This window comes from Bradyrhizobium sp. AUGA SZCCT0431 (assembly GCF_018131065.1).
Lineage (GTDB): Bacteria > Pseudomonadota > Alphaproteobacteria > Rhizobiales > Xanthobacteraceae > Bradyrhizobium.
On record NZ_JAFCLR010000003.1, the window covers coordinates 85,571 to 111,081 of the forward strand.

Here is a 25,511-nt window from a genome sequence, read left to right on the forward strand (position 1 = left end):
CGGAATTCGCACCATTGCGAGTCAGCGCTCGGCTACGGGTGCGCCGCCCTGGTCGCGAGATTACATCTGAATGATTTCGAAAACTGTTCGCCAACTTTGAGATATGCATTGATTGAAAAGGCCTTTTACTGAACAAGGATATATTCGACTTCTCGCCGCGGCGTAAGATTCCGGACCATATTAATGCAAATGGATGTGCGCCTTCATACGATACTTGCAGTCGCTACCTGCCTGGTTGGTATTGCAGTTTGGGGCTCCAGCCTCTGGTTAATGGCCCCGCCTGATCCAAACTACAGCGACACCATTGCCCCTTCGCTTTGGTACGCCGGGAAGCTCGCGGCTCCCGTCGGCACCTTACAACATTCCCTATTCCCTCAGCTCCCACTCCTGCTCCCACGGATCCTAGGTGCGCTAGACCAGTCGTGGGCTCTTTCCGTGGAGTTGGCTCATGATGTTCTTGCGGGCCTTTTCCTGGTTTGCGGTCTCGGCGCCATTGGTATCCTGGCGGTCAGACTGTCATCGGCTCGCGGCTATGGAGCGGCTTTCGTCGCGATTCTTGCGATCGTAGTGTTCTTACAGAGTTGGGTAACTGCACTTAACGTCGGCTATCCTTTGTATGTTCAGTATCCAAGCCATCTGCTTGGCAGCTGGGGAATTGCCGCCTCACTTTTCGTTTGGGTCATCTGGATTACGTCCGGACAAACACTCGTAAATTTATTGATTTGTGCTGGACTGGCGGGGCTGCTTACCAATCTGCACGCAACGTACGGACTCATTGTTATAGGCATTATTCTTACGGGTATCAGTATTGAAGCCTTGATCGCCCGCAAACTCGCACCTGCATTGCAGCGTATTGTGTCGGCGATATTTTTCTTCTCGCTTGGAGCTTTGCCGCAAGGGCTTCTCATACTTTATCAGCTGCCGCCTGCCAGCCTGCCCACCGGGGTGCCTGACACAGCGTGGTGGACACTGATGAGCTTTCGCAAGCCATTCCACATCTATCTTTGGGGCCCAGGCGGCATTGTCCAACCTCTGTGCTGGATACTTGCTTTTTGGTGCGCCTTGATTGCGGCACTGTCATCAAGAATATCTGCCATCTACACTTACCGACTAATTGCGACGGGAGTCGCAGTTACCATTTTTTGTGCAATAGCGTACGCCGCCTTCGCAATTGTTCCTATACCTGCACTGATCGGGGCGGTCCTGTCGCGCTCGGCATTGATTCCAATGGCCGCGATCCCCGCGCTTGCAGCGACCCTTACAATACTTTGCTTGAGAAGCTGGAACGAGCAGCAGAATACATTGAACGCGCTGCGCTTGATTCTCGCTTCGCTAACAAGCGCCTTACTGGCTCTTCCGATCGCCAGCGATTTCGTCAAAGCATCGTCATTGATAGCGTTGGTAGCAACAACTATACTCATGTACCTACCCGATGCGGCGCCGACCGTCGCCGTGCGACGCACAACGCGACTCCCCGGCACTGCGCTCGCAGTTCTCGCCGTTGCTGCGCCATTTCTTATGTTGCCCGCTAAATGGCAAGGGGCGCTTGCCATGATGCCGCGCCACCCCGGCACTTCCTGGGCACAGGTCACAGATTACGTCCGAAACGTTATTCCACGCGATCAGATCGTTCTGATGCCGCCATATCCTTACGCCACGGTTTCGTCTCGACACATAAATCCGGCCGATTACGGGTACATGGGGTACTCCGTTTACGCACGCGGACTCGTGGCGCTCGAAATCAACCAGATCGAGCTTCTACTTAAAATCAATCTTTTGAATTTTTCGCCACAGACCATTCAAACTTACGTCGCAAAAAACGGCCAAATACTCTGCGTCTTTGAAAAGGGTTACGTGAAGCTCACGTCGGACATTTCTCGATTACACCAACTTCGCTCGCAGTACCCCTCGTTGCACTACTTCGTTGCGATCAAACCTGGAGCGACACCTGCGCAATGGACATGCGGGCCGGCCGAAACGCAAACTCTGGATCTACCCCGCGTCTTTGAAAACGACACCTATGTCGTGTATCAGCTTTCGGAATAAGCAGGATTATCATGTCGCGGGATTTGAAAAGCGACGTTAGAACGTTTTGGGAAAGCAAACCCTTGTTTGCGGGAGAAAGCACGCATGATCCAGGCACTCGCGAGTATTTTCAGCATCACGAAAATGTCTACCTATCTGATGTATTCCCGCGCGGGCTGATACCGTCTGAATTTTTCCCATTCAAGGATCGGGAAATGATCATAGACGTGGGGTGCGGTCCGGGCTTTTGGGTTCGGCAGCTATCCCGTCGCGGGATGAACGTCATTGGCATTGATATCACTCTCGCAGCGGCAAAACTGACAACAAAGAGCTTGGCTATATTTGACTTGCACGCTCATGCGATTACGGCAGATGCCGAGACGATCCCATTCAGAGCTTGAAGCCGGGCGGATCCGCCGTCATTAGCGTGTATCGGCGCAATGCGATTCTGAAATCGAAACTACTCACACGACTAGCTGCGTTTGCGCTCGGTAAGATGGTTTTCTTGCCGGGCCGAGGGCGCGAAGATTTGCTTAAGTCAGGTGATGCAAATGAAATCGTTCGACTTTACGACGGAGTCGATAACCCCGTTGGCAAGTCGTACACCCAGGCGCAGATTTGCCGGATGATGGTGGACGCGGGTTTCAGTATCGAGAAAGCCTGGCGTTACTATTTTCCTTTGCGCAGCCTTGGCCGGATGGGAGCACTTTTGAAGCCGTTGCACAGCTTCATATCCCGACGATACGGCCTGATGATCGCCGTGCACGTCGTTAAACCAATGTGATTGCGCGCTTGTACGGCTCGACAGCACCAAGATTGAGACCGCGTTTGTCGGCAATCTCTGAACTGAATCTAGAACTGGAAGTAGATAAACGTTTGAGAAGTGCCTGCTAAAAGGAAGCAGCCAACAATTATTGCTGCGATCGCCACGACTCTTAGCGTGACGCTTTCAGCTCCGATTGCGCAAACATTATCCTGGTGTCGTCGTAGCCGATAAGTAATGGAATGCATTAAGGCCGCTATGAGCATCCCAACAATTAGCAGCGGCGACACGCGATCGAACTTTTCGCTGAACGGCATTGATCCAAGGCCAAGCATCCCTCCCCAGATTTGCATTGCATCTACGATCGTTTTTGCGCGAAAAAGAACCCAACCAGCAACAACCGACAGGAAAACTATCAGCATTTGTAGCGGAGCGGGTACATGTTCCCACAAGCTTCCGATTCGGGAGCCACGCGACCAGCCGGCGGCGGTGACCAACGCGCCGTGGTAAATTCCCCAGAGTATGAAAGTCCAAGAAGCTCCGTGCCACAATCCACCCAAAAACCATGTAACCGTTACGGCTGAAGCGAACTGCGTTAGACCGCCTCGGTTTCCTCCGAGCGGAATGTACAAATAGTCGCGGAGCCACGATGAAAGAGAGATGTGCCACCGGCGCCAGAAGTCGCGGATTGATCGGCTGAAATAGGGCCAGTCAAAGTTCAAGGCCAGCTCAAAGCCAAGCAACTTCGCAATGCCACGCGCAATATCCGTGTATCCACTGAAGTCGCAATAGATTTGGATGGCGAACGCAATACAAGCAATCCACAAGACGCCTCCGCCATATGCAGCGTGGTTGAGGAAAACTCGATCTACAAACGGCGCAAGGTTGTCCGCGATAACGAGCTTCTTGAAAAAGCCAACAGCGATTAGTTCAAGACCGCGCCTGGAGGCATAAGGATCAAATGGTTTCGCGGTTTCGATTTGCGGAACGAAGTCGGCAGCTCGAACTATTGGCCCCGCGACAAGATGGGGAAAGAACGAAATGAACAGAGCATAATCACGCAGCCGCCTGACCGCAGGCATACGCTTACGGTGCACATCGACAATATAACTGATCGACTCGAACACATAGAAGCTAATACCTAACGGCAGTTCCAGGGAAACTATCGGAAGGCACTTACAGCCCGCAATCGAGTTAAAAGTCTCCGCGAGAAATCCAGCATACTTGTAAGAGGCAAGCAGCGCGGCGTTGATTACGACGCCGATTATGAGCGCCCCGCTGTTACCTTTGGCCGATCCACGTTCGGTCAGCTTTGCCAATCCGAAATTCAGCAACGTCATTGCAACCAGGATCGACAGCCAAAAGAGCGACCCGGCCGCATAAAACAAGTAACTTGCAATTACCAGAATCCACGGTCTAGCCGTATGCGTTACAGCAGCTAAAACAAATAACGTTACCGAAAGAAGCAAAAGGAATTCAATGGAGTGAAAACTCATCGGCCAAGCACCTCATCAACCTTTGCGCCGATGGCTTTGCTATATTTCTCACGCCCTTTGGCAGACAAGTGCACTTCATCAACGAAATTTGTATCATCATCTTCAAACACTTTGTCGCGACCGATGTAGTAAGCGCCACACTGCTTCGAAATCTTTTCGATGCGCGCATCGATCGCATCGAAGTCAATTCCAACAGCGTATGGATTGGTTCGGCCAAAAAGTGCTTCCGGGGCCGCCGATATGATGAGCCTTATGTTATTTCGCTTAAGATCATCGCAAAAAGAGCTTAGTGCTGAATAGCCAAGTGTAGTGTCGCGCTCCGAGCTCTCAATGTAGGCGCGACGCACCCAATTTTCCGATGAAACGGGCGGCCGTGGCACTCTGGTCCGCTCGCTGATTGGAGGCGGCGGGCGGTCAACAGAATAGTCAAAGGGCGACCTCAGCGGTTCAATATCCGACGCAAGCAAGCGTTCAACATACGAAATAATGAGATTTCGATAGCGCCGGATCCAAAGGCGTTCTGATAGCAGCCGCTCACCAAAGCGAGCTGCGCGCCGAATTTGCCACCACGCAATCGGCTCATGCTTTAGGTCATCAATTGCACTCCCTCTGGCATCGATAGCATCGGGATTGCGGACATCAGAAAAGGAAAAGCCGTTGTACAAATACACCACGGCCACCGTGCCATCCGAAACAAGCAAAGACCGTAGCGGCGAAAGCTCGCTAGCCAGCATACCCGTGAGCCCCAAGTTTCTCGGCTGAAGTTTGGGCGCCGCTTTTAGCGCTGCTTTGACATCGTACTCGTCTATGCCATTGACGACCGAGCTACTACCAACGAACGAAACTCTTCGTTCTGGTTCTCGCGCCAAGGCTTCGAGGTGCACCATCTGCTTTTCAACGTGAAGCCTGATATCAACCAACCCACTTCTGGGTATGTAAGGAGGCCTGTTGTGATCGAGCCACTGAAGAACTGGCTTGCTTCGGAGTGTTGATTCAATTGCCACAATAGTTACCAAAGCCAACGCGCTGGCACAGATAACTTCGATCAAGACAATTGCTTTTGATGATCGCATCATTCTATCGGTGATGGCACATGACCTTAAGGAGCCGGACGGCTAGATTCCAGCCGATGTTCAAGATTATTCGCGGCATCAGGTCAGCTCTATATGTCGATGATAGGTAGGCGGTTCTTGGGATCCGTCGCTGAGCGGTTTCGCTGGCTTACATGCGACATGCGCACCACACCAATCCTCAAAATCCGCGTACCGTGATGATCCCATATGAAAGGGCACATGGCGCGGCACGGGAATAGGCGCTCCGCTCACACCTGTGATCCGATCCTCGATGGTTATCTTCCCGTCTTTCGCGACGGAAATGCGCCGATGCAGCCGGCCCGGATGACTCTTTTTCTTGCGAATGAGCGTCGTGACCAGCAGGTCTTTGAGCCAGCGCGATACAACAGGGAAGCGCCCCAGCGTGGTGGTGAAGAGTCGGAACGCGACGAATCGCCAAGGATCGAACCGCATCGAGGGAATGCCACGAAAGGCAGTTTCCACATCAACATGCAGCATACGCTCGCGATCGGTCTCGATCTGGCAGCGCCCCTCACCCTGGCTGATTACGAAGCCTTTCGGCGACGCGACAGCATATCCGCAGTCCTCATAGATCAAAGCGCCTGTCATCTCGAACAATTTGACCGAGCCACCCATCTGGCCACCCATCGCAACAATGCGATTATTGGCATTTGCTATGGCAAGGCCGGCATCCGCAAACACTGCGACAGCACCTCGAGTCCGCCAGGGAAGCTCCGCCGCATGCGAAAGATCGCCAGCGGCATCCGCGGCGAAAAGCAGGTTGTTAAGCAGCGGAAACTGATTCCACGCGTCCATCTCTTGCGCACCTACGCCGCGACCCGCTGACAATCTCTCGCGCATGTGCTTGGCAACCGCGGCAGATGATGGCACACGCGCTGCCAGCATTTCGAATGCAGCGGGATAAGCGAACTTCGTTCCTCGGCTCGCATACTCTCCCCCGAGACTGCCGTCCGGATGAGCGAACCAGCTCACGAAATCGCTAGCACGGATCAGACGCCCGAACAGCTCCTTATCGCCGGTCCGACGTTCGATCTCGGCAAGATAAAACATCCCGTGACTTTGATAGCCCGGATCCGCACCGCCATACTCTTTCATCCATCCTTCATCAGGATGCTGATGCTTGTAAATCACGCCGAGATAGCGATCCCGCGCGGCCTTAAACTTGTCAGTGCCGATGACGTCACCCGCCACCTGCAAGGCAGCCGCGGACGCCGCGAGATGGTTGGAGAGGATACCATGATGTTCGCCATTATTTGCGAGCCAAGTCGCCCCACGCTCGATCGACGAAAGTGTTTTCAGCTCCGTCGCCTGGTCTACCCTGTCCCGTATCCGCTCCAGCGCGATTCCAAGATAGAAGCCGGTGAACGCCGTCGCGGCCAAACTGCGCTCAAACGGATAAGCCTCGTCAAAACTGCCATCGCTGTGCTGAAGCCTTGTCCAGAAACGCAGGGCGCCACCGGCAAGCTCTGTCATGCGGCCTCTTGCTTCGACAGGCGCCGGCGATCTTGGGGATGACGCCAGCCAGCCAAGCAGATGCGCGCCTTCTTGGAAGCGGGTGGCAGAAAAATCGGTAAACTTCCAGCACCACCACGTTCGATCGAAGCTACCGTGTGTCGGCGATGTTGGCTCGGCATCGAGACCTGAAAGGGCACGGCCCAACAGCGGCCGGATGGCGGCGAGATAACTGTCCGAATTATCCATTGGCCCGCTCATCTTTTGCCACCTCTAATTACAACAAGCATGCTCGCGCCGACGACCGACATGCTTCGAAGAACATCAGGCCTTGATGTCATTCAACGGCTTGCGGGCAATCGCTGTCAGCAAAGTCATGGAGCCAACGCGGCGCGCGAGCGCGAATACGCTCTGCACCGCAACACGCAAAACGGGCTGCGCTACAGCCAGCTCAGACGATTCCAACTCGCGGCCCTCTATTTTCACTTGTTCAAAGCCTGTTTTCTGCAACAACGCCGCCAGCGACGCCTCAGTAAAATACTGAACATGAAAGGGCGGCCAGAGACGCTCTTGCAGAGGCCGCAGCAATCCAGACAATTTCGCAAGCCCCCGGCCGATCCGATAGACGAGGCCATCGTAATTTGGCGTTTCCAGCGCCAGCGTGCCGCCTGGCTTCAGCACACGAAATGCTTCGCGGAGGAAGCGATCAGGATTATCGACGTGCTCGATGAGATCAAATCCGCAGATTATGTCTGCACTAGATGCCGCCAACGCAGCGGTCTCCAGCGTACCGACCCGCAAGTCGCGGCCCGCGGCGCGGCCGAGCTCCACCACCTTAGGAAAGATGTCGATGCCGATCGCTGTCATATGCCGACTTTCTACGGCATAGGCGACGAGGATTCCGAGATCGCACCCGACATCGACCAGAGCTTTGCCGTCAAGCGCGCCGATTTGGCGCTCGACCCGCGACAGTTTTGCCTCGCATGTCGCACGCAGCAAGGGAGTCAGTTCACGCCGCGCGATGAAATACGGATGGTTGAAATACTCGTCGCTGCCATGCAGTGCCATCAGATCGGGTGCGGAGGGACGCGGTTCCAGCAATCCTGATCCGCAACTGCCGCACTCGCGGATGCCGCCGTACCCCAGCGAAACTCGCAACGGCCGCGGGTCAGACGAACCGCAAACAACGCATGGCACGATCTCCCTTGTCATGCGTCCGCTCACTCAATCTCATCTTCGGATCCAACGCCCCGCAAGGCCTCGGTGACTGCGAGGGTAACCTCGGTGGTTGCAATCAGGCTTTCGATCGAAATTGCGGGATTGCCCGTTCGACAAGCCTCCGCGAAAGCGGCCGCTTCCGCCGCAAATCCCTTGTCAACATTCAAAGAGCGGCGGCGCGATGTTTTGTTTTTGGCCACAAGATCGAGTGCACGGAAATTGTCCAGCAGCGCCATGCGCTCTTGCGCAAAGGCTTCGAACCGTTCCTTGGGATAGCTAGCGTCACCGTTCGACCAGTAGTGCACGGTGCCAATCGACCCGTCTTGGAATCTCACCGTAAAGGTAACGATATCGTCGGCGGCAACATCAGAACGTCGCGGACTAACATGGGCCACTTGAACAGACTCTGGAAGTGAACCGCAGACGCTCTGCATCGCATCGATGAAATGGCAGGCCTCACCGATAATTCGGCCGCCACCACTTTCCCGATCGTGTACCCAGCCGAGTTCAGACTTGAGTGCAATACGGCCAGCGTTGATGCGATAGAGCATAGCCATTGGTTCCGAGCGCCCCTTGAAATGCCCAGCCATCGCTTGCACTAAAGGTGAAAACCGCCGGTTGAAACCGACAGTCAACGTGCATGAAGAGGCGCGCGCCGCTGCCTCAACATCGATAAGTTCTTGGCGCGAGATTGCCAACGGCTTCTCGACAAAGACATGCTTGCCCCGGTTCAAAGCTTCGACCACATAACGCGCGTGGCTGTCGTGACGGGTAGCGATGACGACCGCCTGAACGGAGGGATCATCCAGCAAAGCATTTGCATCGTTGTGGGCCATGCCGGCGCCATATCGCTCGGCAACACTTTTTGCCGAAATGCCCTTTCCGGTAGCTACGCCGACCATGTGGAAAGCCTGAGCGTCCATCAAAGCGGGCAGCAGGATACCTTTTGCAAACGTTCCTGCCCCTATGACACCAAGGCCAATCCGACCGGATACGGGCCGTCGCGATGCCGAAAGAGCAAGCGACTTCGAGGGACTCATTTCGGATGGATACTCAAGGACAATGCCTACGCTGAAATCCTGTTTCTTGCCGGTGACCAGATCGTAGCCCTCGGTTGCATCCGCGATTGAAAATTTATGAGTCGTAAGCCGCGCCGGATCCAACCTGCCATCACCAATCAATTCAAGAAACGTTGAGAGGTTGCGCCGCTCAGTCCAGCGCACATAGCCGATCGGATAATCCTGACCTTTCGCTTCATAGGCGGGATCATATCGGCCCGGTCCGTATGAGCGTGACTGAAGAATCTCCAGTTCTTTCTCGAAATAGGTTCGACGCGCTATATCCATCTTGACATCGCCGACCACGACTACGCGCGCCCGGTCACGACACAGCTTCGCAACATCTTCGAAAACTGCGCCGCTATCGCGCGAACCCACAGTTAGCAAAACTGAATCCACACCAAAACCACCTGTCATCGTGGCTATCTGAGTCGCAAGCGCGGGATCAGACGGTATTGTGGCAACGGTCGCACCGGCGGCTCGCGCCATATCGAGTTTGCGAGAATCGAGATCGAGGCCCGCAACCCGCATACCCGCAGCGACGCATAACTGCACGGTCAATTGACCGACCAAGCCCAATCCTACGACCAGAACAGTCGCTCCCAGTTGCTGATCCGCCTGCCTCAAGCCGTGGAGTGCAATGGCGCCCAGCGTCACATAACTGGCTTGTTCGTCGGTAACCGCTGCTGGCACACGAACACAGAGATTCTTGGGAACGGCCACCAACTCCGCATGATTTGCAAAACCAAGGCCGGCGCAAGCAACGCGATCGCCCACCGAAATGTCGTTCACATCGCGCCCAACCTCCAGCGCGGTGCCGACAAGGGAATATCCGAGTGGGATCGGTTCTGCGATCAGATTCTTCACTACTTTATACGTTGGCCAAAGGCCTTCGGTGCGCGCCCTGTTTATCACCTTCATCGCAAGATCGGGACGGTCCAGAGCCTTGCCGAGATAACCCTTCTTGCCCAAGCCGATTATCGCGCGATCGGTGCCGGAACTGATGAGCGAACTATGCACCCGAACGAGAACCTGACCGGCACCCGCACGCGGCGCGGGAACATCGGCGACCGACAAAACGCCAGACTTGAAATTTTGCACCACAATCTTCATAGGCACCTTCTGTATTAACGCGCAGTTCAAGTCCAGCTTGAAGACGGCGCGAATCGTTCGAACCACAGCTCCAGCATCACGATCGAGAACAACCGCTTGAGTGGTAAAAAACCTTGGGCAGGATCCGCAGCGCGCTGCGCGGCAATCCATTGAGGACTGAAGAGACCGCGCTTCTTGACACGCACGGGATCGAGAGCCCAATCGAAAATATCAGCAAGAGGCTTGGTTGTCGCATACGCCTCAAGCGGAATGTAGAATGCGCGTTTAGGAGCCTGCAGGACCTCCGACGGCAGGAGACCAACTCCGAAGCGCCGCAACGCAAGCTTGTTGCCGGACGCCCCCAATTTGGTCGCATCCGGCAAGGCTGCCGCGGCTGCGATGACGAACTCGTCCATGAACGGTACCCGCCCTTCGAGCGAATGGGCCATGGTCATCTTGTCGGCCTTCATAAGAATGTCGTCTGGTAGCCAATCGGGGTACTGCATCGCGACCAGCGATTGTAGTGCCGTTTCACCGGGTAATCTCTTTAAAACCGGACCGACGCTGCGATCCGCCACACCGGCAAGCGCATGACCTCCCGCCATCGCGCGGATATCATCCGCGTCGAAGAGCGACACAGCCGATCGATAGAGATCCGTCAGCGGTGCATCACCCATGCGCTCCAACATGGACACGATCTTGCGACGCCCCACTTTGCCAAGCGCGCCAGGATAGTCGAAAAGTCTCTCAAGGATCGCGACCGGTATAATCGAGGCGAGGCGTGCGGCAATTGGAAACGAATGCGCCGGCACAAACGACTTCACTCGCGCAATTTGCTGAAGCTTGCGGTGAAACATGTATCCGCCGAGAATTTCATCTGCGCCTTCACCAGACAATACGACCTTGACCTCTTTTCGGGCCTCGCGCGCGAGCACATACATGGGAACAACAATCGCGTCTCCCACCGGCTCGTCCAGCGCAAAAGCGATCTCCGGCAAGCTGGCCATATCCTCGGCGCGGCAATCGATCGCGTGATGGTCAGCTCCGATGCGACGCGCCGTTAGAGCCGCAAGCTCGCGGTCGTGATCGGGGAAATCGGGAAATCCGATCGAGAACGTCTTGACCGGGCCAGCCGCAACCTCGGCCATCAAGGCGACAATTACGTTTGAATCGATGCCCCCGGACAGGAAGGCGCCTACCGGCACGTCCGCAATCATGTGCCGGTGAACGGACGCGCGCAGGGCCGTGCCAAAGCGATCCGCGGCCGCTTCGATATCAAGGCCAGCTTCCACCGAGTCCGCGCCGGGCGGAAACCACCAGCGCTTCACCTCGATGTCGCCTTGGCACCAAACTAGGTCATGCCCGGCCGCAAGCTTTTCGACGCTAGTCAGTAGCGAACCGGGGCCTGGCACATATCGAAGAGACAGATACGAACGGATTGCGGCCAGATCGACCTCGGACGAAAACCCGCTGTCTGCCTGAAGCGCCTTGATCTCGGACGCGAACAGCAGGCTCTTGCCCTGACGGCAGAAATACAAAGGCTTGATGCCCGGACGATCGCGAACCAGCAATAGCTTCGTTCGACTGCCACGTTCATCAACAATGGCGATCGCGAACATGCCGTGAAGGCGCACCCAGGCGTTGCGCCCCCATGCTAGATAGGCATGAAGCACAACTTCGGTATCGCTCGTGGTGATAAAGTGATGACCCAGCTTCTCAAGCTCGGTACGCAATTCACGATAGTTATAGACCTCACCATTATAGACGATGTGGACGCGATTCTGATCGCCATGCAGCGGCTGATCGCCAGTATTAAGGTCAATAACGGCAAGACGCCGCATTCCAATGCTTATTTCGGCACTTGGGAAATCGTGAAATCCAGCGCCATCGGGTCCGCGGTGGGAAATCCTATCGGCCATGCGACGTACCAAAGCCGGATCATACCGGCCTGCTGTCCCAACAATACCGCACATCTCGTTAGCTAGCTTTCACGGGAAATACCAATTCAGCAGGCTTTGCTGTCGGCGGAGTCCTCGCACCGTATCCTTGCATCCAATTTGTTCGCGCGAGCTCTCGTAGCTGAAAGAACAAAATAGAAAAGCCTGCAAAAAGCAGAGCAATAACGAAGAGAATAAGGCCGACCAGCGCGAGATAGATCGCTGGCGCTGCATGCGTGACCAGCATGGCGACAGCGGCTGCGATGAATCCGCAGCCGAGCAGAGCGATTAGCGCTGTTAAGAATGCGAAGTGCCGAACAGGTTGGGCGATAGCGATAAAGCGCAGATGGCTAGTGATAGTCTTGAAAATTTTCGTAGATGACTTGCGCTTGGCCGCACCGTCGCGTTGGAGTTTGTCATCGAGCCAGGTCAAAGTGGCAGGGATCTCGCGCGCACGAAAGCCGAGGCCAAGAAGCTTGAGAAGCACCTCAAGATGAAACTCTTTACCATTCTCCTCCGTCAGGAGCGGTTGAATAACGGCGGCGCGATAACCACGAGTCATGCCCGTATTCATCGTGACGCTGCTGTCGAAGAAAAGACGGATCAGCCTGTTGCCTGCTTGAGTCAGGAACACCCGCGTGGGTGATACGTTCACCAAACTTCCGCCTTCGCGATGGGGCGACGCAATTACAAAATCCGCCTCGGGATGAGCCACTAGCTCTGCGTGTAAGCGTTGAACTATGTCGTCGCCCCACGAGCAATCGGCCTCTGTTGTTACGATGATAGGAGCCGTCGCTTCGTCGATACCGATTTTGATAGCGCGCCCTCGTCCCTGGTTGATCGGATAAGACAACACTCGGACCTGCTTTTCTGCACGTTCGGCCACGAGCACGCCAAACAAGCGTTCCAGCGATTTATCCTTTGATCCGTCATTGACCAAAATCAGCTCAAACGCATCGCCGAATTGCTGGCGGAGATTCATGAGCATGCGCTGAACGGCGCGCTCGATAATCGCCTCTTCGTTAAAGAGGGGACAAACAACAGAAACAGCAGGGTAAGTAGCAATTGTCTTGGGCGCGTTATGATCCACGATTAATGCCTAATTGCCCGAAGGGTTGAATGGCTTTCCAAGCACGGCAGCTATACCAACGCAACCACGCCACAGGAACGGTTACACACACACCAGTTTGGGGCCGAGTTAGGGACCCTATGCGCTACATTTACAAAATATACGTTTTTTCAATAGGTTATACATGAAGATGACGGAGGTCCGACGAACTGATGATTGTTGCCCGTTGCCACCGGTCGCCTCTGACTTCCGTCACTTCGGTCTGTACCTCAGACACCCTTAAGCTTTGCGCGATGCACCGCCCTGAGCACCGTTTGGGCATGCCATCACCCCTAGCAGGGTGGGCACCTTTCGAGCTGTCAGTTCGGCGGCAATTTGTCTCGCAGACAGGCCAGCTTTCACTAGCTGTGTAAGAACAGGAGCGAGACTCATCGCCCGTTCAGCAGCGGCTACCCGATAAGCGGGCGCTAGGCATTCAGCGCCATTGCGTCCAATTTTGACACCCCTCGCCTTCGCCGCCTGAAGTGCCGCGCGCGTTCTTTCCGCGATCATCTCCCGTTCATGCTGCGCCACGGCTGCGAGGATGTGAATGGTAACTTTGTTTGCGTGAGGATTATCGACCGCAATGAGCTAGACCCCCGCATCCATCAAAGTCGCTATGAAGGCGAGGTTTCTCGAAAGCCGATCGAGGATCAATCGGCGGCGCATTTCGTTGGCCATAGGACAAAATGGGTATCCCAAGCGCAGAATTGCTCCCAATGATCGCTAGCTTATCGACCCCTCTATGAACGACTGTAATCATCCTCAATGCGGATGATATCGTCCTCGCCGAAATAGCTGCCGGTCTGGACCTCGATCAGTTCGAGCTGGATCTTGCCGGGGTTTTCCAGCCGATGCACCGCGCCGATCGGAATGTAGATCGACTCGTTTTCGTGCACGGTCTTGACCAGTTCGTTGACGGTCACCTGTGCCGTACCCCGCACCACGATCCAGTGCTCGGAACGGTGATGGTGCTTCTGCAGCGAGAGCCGGCCGCCCGGCTTGACGATGATGCGCTTGACCTGGTGACGCTCGCCATTGTCCACCGATTGATAGGAGCCCCAGGGCCGGTGCACCTTGATATGATCCTCGGTCACCTGCGGTGCCACGTTCTTCAATGTCGCGACCAGCCGCTTCAATCCGTTGGCGTCCTTTTGCCTGGATACCAGCACCGCGTCCTGCGTTGCGACCACTACGAGGTCATCGACGCCTTCGAGCGCGACCAGCGCGCGGTCGGTCGTCACGTTGCAATTGCGTGAATCCTCGAACACGGCGGCACCGCGCGCGGCGTTGCCCTGCCCGTCCTTGTCGGACAATTCCCACACCGCATGCCAGGAGCCGACATCGGACCAGCCGCAGGCGACCGGCACCACGGCGGTACGCGAGGTCTTCTCCATCACCGCGTAGTCGATCGAGATCGACTTGGCGGAAGCGAACGTATCGGTATCGAGCTTGATGAAGCCGAGGTCGCTGCCGGCGTTGGCGACGGAATCGGCGACGGCCTGAACGCTGGCGGTATCGACCTTGCGGTATTCGTCGAGCAGCACCGCGGCGCGGAACATGAAGTTGCCGCTGTTCCAGAGATAGCCCGATTTGACATAGCCCGCCGCCGTTTCTGCGTCGGGCTTCTCGACGAATTTTGCGACCGCGCGAACTTGCCCCGAGATGACATCGCCGGGGCTGATGTAGCCGTATTCGGTGGCGGGCCGCTCGGGCTGTACGCCGAAGGTCACGATGTGCCCGGCTTGCGCAGCCGTCAGCCCCTCGCGGCAGGCGGCGACGAAGGCTGCGGTGTCGCGCACCACGTGATCGGCCGCCAGCGCCAGAATGATCGCATCCTTGTCGCGCGTTTGCGCAAAGGCAGCGCCGGCCGCGATCGCAGGCCCGGAATCGCGCCGCATCGGCTCCAGCAGCACGTCGGCCTCCAGGCCGATCTCCGCCAATTGCTCGAGCACCATGAAGCGATAGGCGTTGTTGGTGATGATAACAGGACGCTCGAACAGCGCCGCGTCCGATACCCGGATCAGCGTATCCTGAAACGTCGAACGTGCCCCGAACAAGGGCAGGAACTGCTTCGGATGGACCTCGCGCGAGGCCGGCCACAGCCGGGTTCCAGCGCCGCCGCACATGATCAATGGAATGATGCGCTTGTTCATTTAAGCCCTGCCGCTAAATCTTGTGATATTCACGATACCACCTGGCAAATCGCATAATACCATCTTCAATCCTGGTCGCAGGACGGAAGCCGATATCTCGCGCCAGGTCTTCGACGTCGGCGTATGTTGCCGGCACGTCACCCGGTTGCATGGGCAACATCTCCTTGGTGGCCGTCCGTCCAAACTCTTTCTCCAGAACCGAGATCACATGCATGAGATCTTCAGGATTGTTGTTGCCAATGTTGTAGATCTTCCACGGCGCCGCGCTGCTCGAAGGATCGGGCCGATCGCCGGACCAGTCCGGGTTACCTTGAGGTGGCCGGTCCACCAAGCGAACGATCGCCTCACTAACATCCTCAACAAAGGTGAAATCACGGCGCATCTTGCCGTGGTTGAACAACTTGATCGGCGTCCCGCTCAGGATCGCTTTTGCGAAAATGAACATCGCCATGTCCGGACGCCCCCACGGACCGTAGACCGTGAAGAATCGCAGGCCGGTGGCCGGAACGCGATAAAGATGGCTGTAGGTGTGCGCCATCAGCTCATTGGCCTTTTTCGAAGCGGCATAGAGGCTGATGGGATGATCGACATTGTCGTTTACCGAAAACGGCAATTTGGTATTGGCGCCGTAGACCGACGACGATGAGGCGAACAGGAGATGCCCGCATCCATTATGCCGGCAACCTTCAAGCACGTTGATAAAGCCTTCGATGTTCGCATCGATGTAGGCGTGCGGATTTTCAAGTGAATAGCGAACGCCCGCCTGTGCCGCGAGGTGGATAACGGTAGGAAAGCGGTGCTGCGCAAACAGCGATTTGATCGCCGCGCGATCAGCCAGGTCGAGCTTCTCAAAAGCGAAATTTGGATCGCGCTTGAGAATTTCGAGACGCGCCTCCTTGAGTCTCGGATCGTAATAGCTGTTGACGATATCGAGACCAACAACCTTGCGGCCAGCCGCCAGCAGGCGCTGCACCACGTGAAAGCCAATGAAGCCCGCGGCCCCGGTGACTAGTATCGTATCCGACATCTATCTCCCGACCTTATTCCTAGAGCCGCCACAACTCGATCCCGGCAGGCTGCGAGCCGCGGTCGAGCCTGGTCTTGACGTCGAGAACCAATCCCGCACCGTCGTTCAACAATTTCTGAATCAGCGGCCAACCTCCGTCAGTGTAGAGATCATGCGCCACCGCCAATATGACGGCATCAGCCGGCCGAAGAGCGTCGGCGTCGACCAGAGTTACACCGTATTCGTGGCGAGCGTCCGCGGCATCAGCCATTGGATCATGAACCTGAACGGTCAGACCAAACGATTCCAGTTCGCGAATAATATCGATCACACGAGAGTTGCGCGTGTCCGGAACGTTTTCCTTGAAGGTCAGACCGAGCACCGTGACAATTCCGGCCTTGCCCTTTCGGCGCAGCAGCCCGCGAATACATTCGCGCGCGATGCGCTGCCCCATTCCATCATTGATCCGGCGCCCGGCAAGAATGACTTCCGGATGGTAACCTGCCTTCTCGGCCCGATGGGTCAGATAATAGGGATCGACCCCGATGCAGTGACCACCAACCAGCCCGGGCTGAAACGGCATGAAATTCCATTTCGTCCGCGCGGCCGCCAACACGTCGCCGGTGTCGATTCCGAGGGATTGGAAGATGAGTGAAAGTTCATTCATGAACGCGATGTTGAGGTCGCGCTGGGTATTCTCGATCACCTTCGCGGCTTCGGCCACTTTGATGGACGGGGCACGGTGGATACCGGCCGTCACAACCGACCCGTAGACGTCCGCAACGATATCCAGCGTTTTATCGTCCTGCGCCGAGACAACCTTCATGATTGTTTCGAAGCGATGTTCCTTGTCGCCTGGATTGATGCGCTCGGGCGAATAGCCGACCGTAAAATCCACACCCGCCTTGAGGGATGACGCCTGCTCCAGGACGGGAATGCAATCTTCTTCCACCGCACCGGGATAGACCGTCGATTCATAGACGACGATATCATTCTTCTTGAGCACGCTTCCGATCGAACGCGATGCCGAAATCATCGCACCAAGGTCCGGCTTGTGCGCGTCGTCGATGGGTGTCGGTACGGTCACGATAAAGAAGTCAGAGTTTCTGATGTCCGCGAGTTCCTGGCTGAAGGCCAGCGACCCATGTCGGAGGTCATCGGCTTCGACCTCCCGGGTGCGATCATGGCCAGCCTGCAACTCGGAAACGCGGGTACGGTCCACGTCGAAACCCACGACCGGAACACCCGCCCGAGCAAAAGAGACCGCAACAGGCAATCCCACATATCCCAAGCCGATAACTGCTATGCTACGTCTATGTGTCACTTATGGTTTTCCAGCTGCGTCATACCCCACGACGGGGCCTGTTTACCCGCAGTGCTGCGCCTTCAGCAATAGCCGAAAAGGACCGTATTGCCTATTCGGCCGTAAACCCATAACAGGGCTAGATAACCCTTCACTTTCTGGTAAATAGCGGTCGGCGCGCAGGGCGTCTTTCACTCCAACTCGACGGCTCGGAATGCGCGGATTTCTGGTTCTTGCTGCTCGTATTCTGGTGTCCGGCGCCCTGCTCTATCTGGCGCTCCGCGGCGTGAATTTTGCCGCGATCCAGTCCCGCCTCAGCGAAAGCAGCCCTGCCTGGATTTTGGGCTGGATGGGACTTTCGGTGCTGGTAAACATCGTCCAGATTTTCTTTGGCGCCTTGAGATGGCGGGAGATTTCCGGTCCCTGCGGGGCTCCGTTGCGTGCAACGCAAGCCTTCAAGTTCAACATGATCGGAACTTTCTTCAACCAAACGCTTCCGTCAACCATCGGCGGAGACGCCCTGCGTCTTTGGCTGGTCAACCGTACCGGTGCAGGTTGGCGAGCTGCCACCTATTCGGTGCTGGTCGACCGCGCAATCGGACTCATCGCGCTCGCGATGGTCGTGGTTGTCAGCCTCCCCTGGAGTTATCAGCTGATCGGGGATTCGCGGGGACGCCTTGCTCTTGTGCTGATTGATCTTGCCGCTATCTCGGGCGGTTTGGGCTTCCTGCTCCTGGGGCACCTGCCGTGGAAGTGGCTTCGGACGTGGTGGCCAACACGGCACATCCACGCCTGCTCACTGATTGCAAATCGAACCCTCTTCGACCGTCACAGCGGACCCAGGATTGCAATCCTTTCGCTGTGCGTGCACGTCCTGACCGTTGTGATTGCCTGGTGTGTCGTGCGCGCGATCTCTGCGCCCGCTGACTTCAGCCAGGTGTTCCTCCTCATACCACCGATCATGCTGGTCACGATGCTGCCGATTTCGATTGCCGGTTGGGGTGTGCGGGAGGCGACCATGATGGTCGCATTCGGCTACGCCGGCCTGGTGCAGACAGATGGCACCATGGTGTCGCTGCTTTACGGCGCATCCTCCTTCGTCGTAGGCGCGATTGGCGGACTGGTCTGGATACTCAGCGCGGAGAAAGCTGCAAAGACTCCCGACGCACTTCCAGAGACAGGCTGAGGGCGCCGCAATTAGATTCGCTGGACGATGGTCAGGCAGATTTTTTCTGCAGCACGATCATGGTTCGAAACCCGAGCATGCGACCGAGCGCAGACTCGATGCGCTTCTCGAACGCCAGCACCCGCCGCCCCAACGACTCCGGCATCAGCGTCCAGCGCTTGAACCCGCCGGAAAGCGGATAGACCCAGAAAGAAAACCAGGACACCTCGACGAATTCGAGATTTGGAAACAGCCTCTCGAATTGCAGACGGTCGCGCGTCGCCAGCAGCGTCGGGATCGCTTGATTGGAATCGTAGGGATCACGCTCGGGGTTCGGCAAACCTTCGGCAAACGGAGTTGCCCTCATTCGTACCGGTTCGGGATGAATCAACCGGTAGAAAACCGTACTCCCGGGAGTAATCGCCGGCTCGATCATCACGCAACGGCCGCCAGCGCGCAAAACACGCTCGGCCTCCCGGAAGAACAGAACTGGGAACTCGATATGGTGCAGCACGTCGAGCATGACGATGTTGCTGATGGCGCCGGAACCAAATGGCAAATTCTGTGCATCCGCGACCACGTCGACCATGGGGGAATGCTGGATGTCCGAAGATATGGCCGCGGGAATGAAGTTCTTGAGTTGCCCGATCCCCCCGCCAATTTCAATGGTTTCTCCGGCCACGCACGCCGCGGCAATCCGGCGGTAATAGTCCTCGTAGACCAATCGCAGGATCGGCTTTGTGGCCCAGACACTGCGATAGGAAGCGTGAGGGTCATGCGAGAGTGTGGTGGACATTTATCAATTCACCGAATACATCGTTATGGCTTCCATATGCTTACAAACTTCGCAGCGCAAGAATGTCCGCTAAAGAGGCAGCGGCGAGCCTAAATGCGTAGCGCCGAAAGATCAAATCTGTACGAGCAATCGTCAATTCGGAGTCAGGACTTTTCATGAAAACCGCCAATAAAATTGCTTTGGCGCGCTCGATGTATCGTGTCGTCCATCTGGGGCGCGCGCTTGTCGGCCGATCCGACCAATGCATCGTGAATCGCGGCGGCGCAACGTTCGAGCTTGAACTCTCGCAGGCGATTGATTTTACGATTTACCTCGGCAACGTGTTCGAGCTCGGCACAAAGGGAGCCCTGCGCAGGCTGGTAGTTCCCTCGTCGACAGTCCTCGACATTGGCGCAAATATCGGCGCACACACGCTGCATTTGGCCGGACTCGTCGGTCCGGCCGGTCGCGTCCTGGCATTCGAACCTACCCAATTTGCATTCCGCAAGCTGCGCCGAAACATCGATTTGAACCCCGCACTTGCCGGCAGGATCAGTACTTACCATTGCTTCCTCGGGGCACAAGACGGCAACACTCTCCCGGACGCCATCTATTCGAGCTGGCCCTTGATGCCGGAAGGCGAACTTCATGAGAAACACCTTGGACGGGCGATGGCGACCGAAACGGCGACAACCCGCAGCATCGATAGCGTCCTTGCAGAAGCAGGCAACCCCGTTGTGCAACTGGTAAAGCTCGATGTCGATGGTTTCGAGTGCGAGATTCTTCGTGGAGCTACCGCACTGCTTCGCGATCAACGGCCGATTTTCGTAATGGAGCTTGCGCCCTATGTGCTCGTCGAGCGCGGCGCTTCGCTGGAGGAAATGCTCTCGTTCCTGATCCCCAACGGCTACCGTCTCTACGACGAGCGTACCGAGCGCGCGATGCCGTCGACCGCAAGTGAACTGCAAAAACTGATCGCCGACGGGGAGAGCATCAATGTCATCGCGCGAGTCAATTGAAGCGAATTGCACATGCAACGCGTGTCAAATCGCCTTGATCTTGAAAAAGGCAAACACCACCATTTTCAACAGCATCACGCCATGGCGGAATCGCGAAATTTGGGTTTCGCCATAGGTTCTGGCGGCATACCTGATCGGAAGATCGACCGACTTCAGGTTTAGCTTCGATGCACCAAAAATCAGATCGAAATCTCCGAACGGATCGAAATCGCCAAAATACGCCTTACCTTCGCGCAGGCGATAATAGTCGGTTCGTCGCATTACCTTGGTGCCGCATAGCGTGTCGGTATAGCGCTGATTGAGCAACCACGAAAACAAATACGAAAAGCTCTTGTTGGCGATCAGATTCAGGAACCGCATGGCGTCATCTTCCAGCGGATAGACGAGGCGCGACCCGTTGATGAATTCGCCCTTGCCGGACTGGATCGCAGCCCAGAATTTCGGGAGTTGCTCGGGCGGCACCGTAAGATCGGCGTCGAGGATCATCAGGACATCGCCACGCGCAACATCGTAGGCGGCGAACACAGCGTCTGCCTTGCCTTTGCCCGGCTGGACCATGGTCTTGATGTCTTTGTCCGGATACGCAGCCTTGACGCGCAGCATTTCCTCAAAGGTGCCGTCCTTGCTGTGACCCTCGATGAAGATGATCTCCAGATCATCACAAAACTGCGGGATGCGCTGGACTGCTGCCTCGATATTGCCGCGCTCGTTGCGCGCCGGAATGACAACAGTGGCAGAACGCAACCCGTCATCGGACTTCAGCACTGAACGGCACACCTCGTAGTGACGCAACGCGAACCACCGGAACAGCGGGAGAATACTGATGAAGCGGTTGATGAGACGTCCGATTCCAAACAGGGACATGGGAACAATCATGCGCTGTTCGGTTTTGACGGCGTCAAAGCTGCCTAGACCGGCCAACGCCTGGACGTCTGCCGGCGACAGGACGTTCTGTGGCGGGTGGGGCATGCGCCCCCCGGCGAATTCAGCCAGCTTCAGCAACGGCATCCACAGATGTGAAAAGTAACCGATGACCAGCCGCGTCTCGCGTGTACACAACGGATGAAGCCGCTCGAAAAATGCCTGAACGTCGTCGAGTGATCCGATCGTATCCAGCACAACGATGAAATCGAACGGCCCGGGAATAGACGCAATCACCTCCGGGTCTTCGGCATCGCCAACCAGAAACGTCAGACCAGGATGAAGCTTGCGGGCCTGTTCAACCATCGCCGGGCTGAAATCCAGACCGACACCGAACGACGGCTCGAGGCCCGCAAGCGTATCGCCGGTGCCGCATCCGATTTCCAGAACGCGCGCACCTTTCGGGATCAAGAAGCGCAGATAGTTTTCGTCTTCACGATGAAAAAAACCGGCCTTCTCTCGCCAATTGGCGCGAGCAGATGCATAGGCCTCTGAATGATTTAGAATAGCGGCTTTGCGCGATGGTCCTGCGACGACTATCATGGCTTCGTGAGCACTTTCGAATATCCCCTCGCGGCGCAGCTATCCCGCACGCATCCAGCGTGAATTTCGCGCTATCAATTTCCGCTTTTGGCCATCCTTATGCGCTGGTTGCGTTGGCTTGCCAAGAAGGTATTTTTGGGTAAGAAGTGGTGAAATCTGCCGCAAATCCCCGCAATAACGACTTCGAACAACAGAATATGGTGCTGGCTGGTATATGTGTGGCATAGCTGGCATCATCGACCCAAATCGGCGCATATCCCCGGACGATCTCGCTGGTCTCGCAGATTCGATGGATCGCAGCCTCGAGCATCGCGGGCCGGACGGCCACGACGTCTGGCTTGACCATGATGCCGGGGTCGCGCTGGTCCACCGCCGCCTGGCCATCGTCGATCTGTCGCCCGCCGGCCGCCAGCCCATGCATTCGGCCGACGGGCGTTTCGTCATCAGCTACAATGGCGAAGTCTACAGCCACCTCGAGATTCGCAGGGAACTGGAGGCTGCCGGACAGAGCTTTCGCGGCCATTCCGACACCGAAGTCATTCTTGAATCAGTCGCGCGACACGGCATCACCGGAACAATACGCCGGCTTATCGGGATGTTCGCGATCGCAATCTGGGACCGCAGGGACCGCACCCTGACGCTGGTCCGCGACAGGCTCGGTATCAAACCGGTCTATTGGGCGAAGATCGACGGCGTCTTCATGTTCGCATCGGAGCTGAAGGCGATGCGCGAATACCGCGGATGGACACCGCGGATAAGGCCGGAGGCCGTCGCTTCCTACATGCGGCACAATTACATTCCGACGCCGCATACGGTGTATCAGGGCGTCCACAAGCTCGAGCCCGGAACGATTCTCACGCTGCCGTGGAACGGCGAACCCAGCTGCGAGAAATTCTGGAATGCACGCGAAGTTGCCATCGACGGCATGCGCAATCTGCTTCGTGAAGACGATAAGGAGTTGACCGACCGTCTCGAGTCCCTGCTGCTCGATGCGGTGGGAAAACGCATGATGGCGGATGTGCCGCTCGGCGCGTTTCTCTCCGGCGGCATCGATTCATCTCTGGTTGTCGCCTTGATGAAGGCGACCAACTCAGGCCCGGTGAAGACGTTCTCGATCGGCTTCGAACAAAGGGAATTCAACGAAGCACCCTATGCCGCGGCGATCGCAAAACATCTTGGAACCGAACACACCGAACTGATGGTTAGCTCCAGCGAGGCGCTGGATGTCGTGCCCAGGCTCGCAGAAATGTTCGACGAACCATTCGCCGACTCATCGCAAATTCCAACCTATCTGGTGTCGGCGATGACGCGAAAACATGTCACGGTCGCTCTGTCCGGAGACGGCGGCGACGAACTGTTCGCAGGCTACAACCGATATCAGCTGACTTCGAACATATGGCGAAAGCTGGCACTTCTGCCCGCGTTCATGCGCAAGGGCGCAGCTTCGGGATTGGCTTCGGTCGGCGCCGACCAATGGGACAATATCTTCGCCATACTGCGAAGATATCGCCCGACGGCCCAGCCCGGCCGTAGCCTGCACAAGCTGGCCAGCCTGCTTGAAGTCGACGACTCCACGCAAATTTATCGTCAATTGGTGAGCCATTGGGATCCCGCCGCCCTGATGCCGGGTGTTTCAGAGACGGTCGGCATCCTGCAGGACGACACGATTCAACACGACTTCCCCAACCTGCTCGACCGGATGCAGCTGCTCGATCTGACGACCTATCTGCCCGACGACATCCTCACGAAGGTCGACCGCACGAGCATGGCCGTCGCCCTCGAGGCACGCGTTCCCCTGCTGGATCATCGCGTGGTGGAACTCGCCTGGAGGATGCCCCGCTCGGTCAAGATCAGGAACGGAAAAACCAAATGGCTGCTTCGGCAAGTACTCAATCGGCACGTTCCCGCCGAACTCGTTGAGCGGCCCAAGATGGGGTTCGGCGTGCCGCTGGCTGATTGGCTTCGCGGTCCGCTCCGGGACTGGGCGGAAAACCTGCTATCGGAAAAACGGCTTGGCGAAGCCGGCCTGTTCGATACGGCCTTGGTACGCCACTATTGGGAACAGCACCTTTCCAGAAAAAACAACTGGGCGTACCTGCTGTGGGATGTATTGATGTTCGAAGCCTGGCGCGAGCGTTGGGCCTAAGCCTTGCTGCCGGCGTTACCGGGCACGCGCACTTCTCCAATATCATAAACCGGTTTGCCGCCGAGTAGCCCGCGATAAAGGCTCTCATATCCGGCGACGCATGCATCCATGGTGAAATTCGACAGCACGCGCGCCATTGCCGCGCTTCCAAGGCGGGAACGCAAGGCCGGATCGCCGGCTAGCTGTCCGATTGCCCGCGACAATGCGTCGATATCTCGCGGCGGCACGATCACGCCGGTCTTGCGATCAAGTATCGCCTCGGCATTTCCGCCCACGTCGGTCGCGATGACGCATAGTCCCGCTCCCATCTGTTCAATGACCGCGTTGGAAAATCCCTCTTCGTGCGATGGCAGAATACCAAGGTCGCTCGCGGCAATCAGGTCCGGAACATCGCTGCGCGAACCCAGAAACCTGATGTGGTCACCGATACCCAGCTTCGCAGCCAGCGATCCGATTTCAGCGCCTGCCCCGTCATCGCGACCGACGATCAGAAGCTGCCAATCCCGGGGCAGCGGGGGTTCGGCGCCGCCGAGCGCATTGATCAGATCCAGATGCCCCTTGTAGGGTATCAAGTTCGCAACGACGATCATGACCAGAGCGTCTGCTGAAATACCCAGCGCACCGCGCGTCTCGCTACGAGCTGCTCTTGCAGTAACACGCTTCAGGTCGACGCCATTGTAGATGAGGCCGAGGCGTCGCTCATCGACTCCTTCTTCCAAGAGGTCTCCCAGCACGCGCCGCGAGTTGCCCAGGATGGCAGTCATACGGCCATGCAGGCGCCGCTCCAGAATTCGCAGCAGGGGGTATTTCCCCTGGTAATGGTTGAGGCTCCGGCGGCTCATGACCCGGATTCGGATGCCGGCGAGCAATGCCAATGGCGCCGTTGTCAAATAGGCCATCGGAAGCAAGCAGTGCACGATCGCGGGCCGTCTCCGCACCAGCACCGCAAAGAGGTGTCCGGACACGATCGCAAACCTGATGAAACGGACGATCATCGGGGCCGGCCGGCCGTCCCGCTTGATCGGCGGACAAATGATCTTCACCCCCCTTTCCGTGAGGCTCCGGGCCAGCGGCCCCTCACCCGCCAGACTGTAGATCGAGACGTTCCAGCCTCGCGACACCAGCTCGGCTGCGACCGATGCCAGATGCAACTCGGTGCCCCCGATTTCCAACGTGCCAATGGTGAAGATGACGTCACCCTTGGCCGCATCCGGCTTCACATTCATCCGAAGTC

The 25,511-nt window shown here is 56.8% G+C and carries 20 protein-coding genes; 6 read left to right on the forward strand and 14 right to left on the reverse strand.

The genetic code is table 11. The annotated features are described in order from the left end of the window. Positions 1-435 precede the first annotated feature (435 nt). The 3 genes from JQ567_RS03530 to JQ567_RS03540 are packed head-to-tail and all read left to right on the forward strand — an operon-like array spanning position 436 to position 2,809. Positions 436-2,046 carry a hypothetical protein gene (locus JQ567_RS03530; protein WP_212437504.1) on the forward strand — a complete coding sequence of 537 codons (1,611 nt, stop codon included), beginning with the start codon at positions 436-438 and terminating at the stop codon, positions 2,044-2,046. Positions 2,047-2,057: 11 nt separating this feature from the next. Then, a complete protein-coding gene (locus JQ567_RS03535) occupies positions 2,058-2,426 on the forward strand; it encodes a class I SAM-dependent methyltransferase (RefSeq protein WP_212437505.1) in 369 nt (122 codons plus the stop codon). Beyond that, the gene (locus tag JQ567_RS03540; RefSeq protein WP_212437506.1) at positions 2,423-2,809 is read left to right on the forward strand and encodes a hypothetical protein; all 387 of its coding nucleotides are present in this window, start codon (positions 2,423-2,425) and stop codon (positions 2,807-2,809) included. The genes JQ567_RS03535 and JQ567_RS03540 overlap by 4 nt, the downstream gene beginning before the upstream one ends. Positions 2,810-2,877: 68 nt before the next feature. Here the strand turns inward: JQ567_RS03540 and JQ567_RS03545 are convergent, their stop codons facing one another. The 11 genes from JQ567_RS03545 to JQ567_RS03595 form a co-directional block, all read right to left on the reverse strand. Next, on the reverse strand, positions 2,878-4,284 hold the full coding sequence (locus JQ567_RS03545) for an MBOAT family protein (protein ID WP_212437507.1): 1,407 nt from the start codon (positions 4,282-4,284) through the stop codon (positions 2,878-2,880). Beyond that, the gene (locus JQ567_RS03550) at positions 4,281-5,357 is read right to left on the reverse strand and encodes a hypothetical protein (RefSeq protein ID WP_212437508.1); all 1,077 of its coding nucleotides are present in this window, start codon (positions 5,355-5,357) and stop codon (positions 4,281-4,283) included. Before JQ567_RS03550 ends, JQ567_RS03545 begins: the two co-directional genes overlap by 4 nt. Positions 5,358-5,435: 78 nt before the next feature. Next, positions 5,436-7,079, reverse strand: coding sequence for a hypothetical protein (locus JQ567_RS03555; protein WP_212437509.1), 1,644 nt, complete (start codon positions 7,077-7,079; stop codon positions 5,436-5,438). Positions 7,080-7,154: 75 nt separating this feature from the next. Next, positions 7,155-8,042, reverse strand: a complete 888-nt coding sequence (locus JQ567_RS03560; protein ID WP_212437510.1) for a bifunctional 2-polyprenyl-6-hydroxyphenol methylase/3-demethylubiquinol 3-O-methyltransferase UbiG — start codon at positions 8,040-8,042, stop codon at positions 7,155-7,157. Positions 8,043-8,050: 8 nt separating this feature from the next. Next, positions 8,051-10,219 carry a bi-domain-containing oxidoreductase gene (locus tag JQ567_RS03565; protein WP_212437511.1) on the reverse strand — a complete coding sequence of 723 codons (2,169 nt, stop codon included), beginning with the start codon at positions 10,217-10,219 and terminating at the stop codon, positions 8,051-8,053. Between the two features lie 26 nt (positions 10,220-10,245). After that, the gene (gene asnB / locus JQ567_RS03570; protein WP_283816441.1) at positions 10,246-12,171 is read right to left on the reverse strand and encodes an asparagine synthase (glutamine-hydrolyzing); all 1,926 of its coding nucleotides are present in this window, start codon (positions 12,169-12,171) and stop codon (positions 10,246-10,248) included. Positions 12,172-12,175: 4 nt separating this feature from the next. After that, positions 12,176-13,225 carry a glycosyltransferase family 2 protein gene (locus JQ567_RS03575; RefSeq protein ID WP_212437513.1) on the reverse strand — a complete coding sequence of 350 codons (1,050 nt, stop codon included), beginning with the start codon at positions 13,223-13,225 and terminating at the stop codon, positions 12,176-12,178. 258 nt (positions 13,226-13,483) lie between these two features. After that, positions 13,484-13,831: a recombinase family protein gene (locus JQ567_RS38010; RefSeq protein ID WP_312017342.1), complete on the reverse strand. Its 348-nt coding sequence runs from the start codon at positions 13,829-13,831 to the stop codon at positions 13,484-13,486. A gap of 155 nt (positions 13,832-13,986) precedes the next feature. Beyond that, positions 13,987-15,399 (reverse strand): mannose-1-phosphate guanylyltransferase/mannose-6-phosphate isomerase, encoded by a 1,413-nt coding sequence (locus JQ567_RS03585; protein ID WP_212437514.1) that lies wholly within the window; start codon positions 15,397-15,399, stop codon positions 13,987-13,989. A 13-nt stretch (positions 15,400-15,412) separates the two neighbouring features. Beyond that, complete coding sequence (locus JQ567_RS03590) at positions 15,413-16,426, reverse strand: NAD-dependent epimerase (RefSeq protein ID WP_212413326.1); 1,014 nt, start codon at positions 16,424-16,426, stop codon at positions 15,413-15,415. Between the two features lie 19 nt (positions 16,427-16,445). Continuing rightward, entirely contained in the window at positions 16,446-17,729 is a 1,284-nt protein-coding gene (locus JQ567_RS03595; protein ID WP_212437515.1) for a nucleotide sugar dehydrogenase, read from the reverse strand. 193 nt (positions 17,730-17,922) lie between these two features. Here JQ567_RS03595 and JQ567_RS03600 point away from each other — a divergent pair, with 193 nt between their 5' ends. Next, on the forward strand, positions 17,923-18,894 hold the full coding sequence (locus JQ567_RS03600) for a lysylphosphatidylglycerol synthase transmembrane domain-containing protein (RefSeq protein WP_212437516.1): 972 nt from the start codon (positions 17,923-17,925) through the stop codon (positions 18,892-18,894). A gap of 31 nt (positions 18,895-18,925) precedes the next feature. Here JQ567_RS03600 and JQ567_RS03605 read toward each other — a convergent pair whose 3' ends face one another. Continuing rightward, complete coding sequence (locus JQ567_RS03605) at positions 18,926-19,597, reverse strand: methyltransferase domain-containing protein (RefSeq protein WP_212437517.1); 672 nt, start codon at positions 19,595-19,597, stop codon at positions 18,926-18,928. Positions 19,598-19,824: 227 nt separating this feature from the next. On the opposite strand from JQ567_RS03605, the gene JQ567_RS03610 reads away from it, so the two are divergent. Beyond that, complete coding sequence (locus JQ567_RS03610; protein WP_212437518.1) at positions 19,825-20,667, forward strand: FkbM family methyltransferase; 843 nt, start codon at positions 19,825-19,827, stop codon at positions 20,665-20,667. A gap of 24 nt (positions 20,668-20,691) precedes the next feature. Here JQ567_RS03610 and JQ567_RS03615 read toward each other — a convergent pair whose 3' ends face one another. Next, a complete protein-coding gene (locus tag JQ567_RS03615) occupies positions 20,692-22,131 on the reverse strand; it encodes a glycosyltransferase (RefSeq protein WP_212437519.1) in 1,440 nt (479 codons plus the stop codon). Between the two features lie 214 nt (positions 22,132-22,345). Between JQ567_RS03615 and asnB (JQ567_RS03620) the strand changes: the two genes are divergently transcribed. Next, positions 22,346-24,277: an asparagine synthase (glutamine-hydrolyzing) gene (gene asnB / locus JQ567_RS03620; RefSeq protein ID WP_212437520.1), complete on the forward strand. Its 1,932-nt coding sequence runs from the start codon at positions 22,346-22,348 to the stop codon at positions 24,275-24,277. On the opposite strand, the gene JQ567_RS03625 is transcribed toward asnB (JQ567_RS03620), so the two are convergent. After that, positions 24,274-25,503 carry a glycosyltransferase gene (locus tag JQ567_RS03625; RefSeq protein ID WP_212437521.1) on the reverse strand — a complete coding sequence of 410 codons (1,230 nt, stop codon included), beginning with the start codon at positions 25,501-25,503 and terminating at the stop codon, positions 24,274-24,276. The two genes, asnB (JQ567_RS03620) and JQ567_RS03625, sit on opposite strands and share 4 nt — an antisense overlap. Between the last annotated feature and the right edge of the window lie 8 nt (positions 25,504-25,511).

Excerpts from the sequence above, each read along its gene's own strand:
- JQ567_RS03535 (WP_212437505.1), top strand. The coding sequence starts at position 2,058 with ATGTCGCGGGATTTGAAAAGCGACGTTAGAACGTTTTGGGAAAGCAAA.
- JQ567_RS03545 (WP_212437507.1), bottom strand. The coding sequence starts at position 4,284 with ATGAGTTTTCACTCCATTGAATTCCTTTTGCTTCTTTCGGTAACGTTA.
- JQ567_RS03550 (WP_212437508.1), bottom strand. The coding sequence starts at position 5,357 with ATGCGATCATCAAAAGCAATTGTCTTGATCGAAGTTATCTGTGCCAGC.
- JQ567_RS03555 (WP_212437509.1), bottom strand. The coding sequence starts at position 7,079 with ATGGATAATTCGGACAGTTATCTCGCCGCCATCCGGCCGCTGTTGGGC.
- JQ567_RS03560 (WP_212437510.1), bottom strand. The coding sequence starts at position 8,042 with ATGACAAGGGAGATCGTGCCATGCGTTGTTTGCGGTTCGTCTGACCCG.
- JQ567_RS03565 (WP_212437511.1), bottom strand. The coding sequence starts at position 10,219 with ATGAAGATTGTGGTGCAAAATTTCAAGTCTGGCGTTTTGTCGGTCGCC.
- asnB (WP_283816441.1), bottom strand. The coding sequence starts at position 12,171 with ATGTGCGGTATTGTTGGGACAGCAGGCCGGTATGATCCGGCTTTGGTA.
- JQ567_RS03585 (WP_212437514.1), bottom strand. The coding sequence starts at position 15,399 with ATGAACAAGCGCATCATTCCATTGATCATGTGCGGCGGCGCTGGAACC.
- JQ567_RS03590 (WP_212413326.1), bottom strand. The coding sequence starts at position 16,426 with ATGTCGGATACGATACTAGTCACCGGGGCCGCGGGCTTCATTGGCTTT.
- JQ567_RS03600 (WP_212437516.1), top strand. The coding sequence starts at position 17,923 with ATGCGCGGATTTCTGGTTCTTGCTGCTCGTATTCTGGTGTCCGGCGCC.
- JQ567_RS03610 (WP_212437518.1), top strand. The coding sequence starts at position 19,825 with ATGAAAACCGCCAATAAAATTGCTTTGGCGCGCTCGATGTATCGTGTC.
- JQ567_RS03615 (WP_212437519.1), bottom strand. The coding sequence starts at position 22,131 with ATGATAGTCGTCGCAGGACCATCGCGCAAAGCCGCTATTCTAAATCAT.
- asnB (WP_212437520.1), top strand. The coding sequence starts at position 22,346 with ATGTGTGGCATAGCTGGCATCATCGACCCAAATCGGCGCATATCCCCG.
- JQ567_RS03625 (WP_212437521.1), bottom strand. The coding sequence starts at position 25,503 with ATGAATGTGAAGCCGGATGCGGCCAAGGGTGACGTCATCTTCACCATT.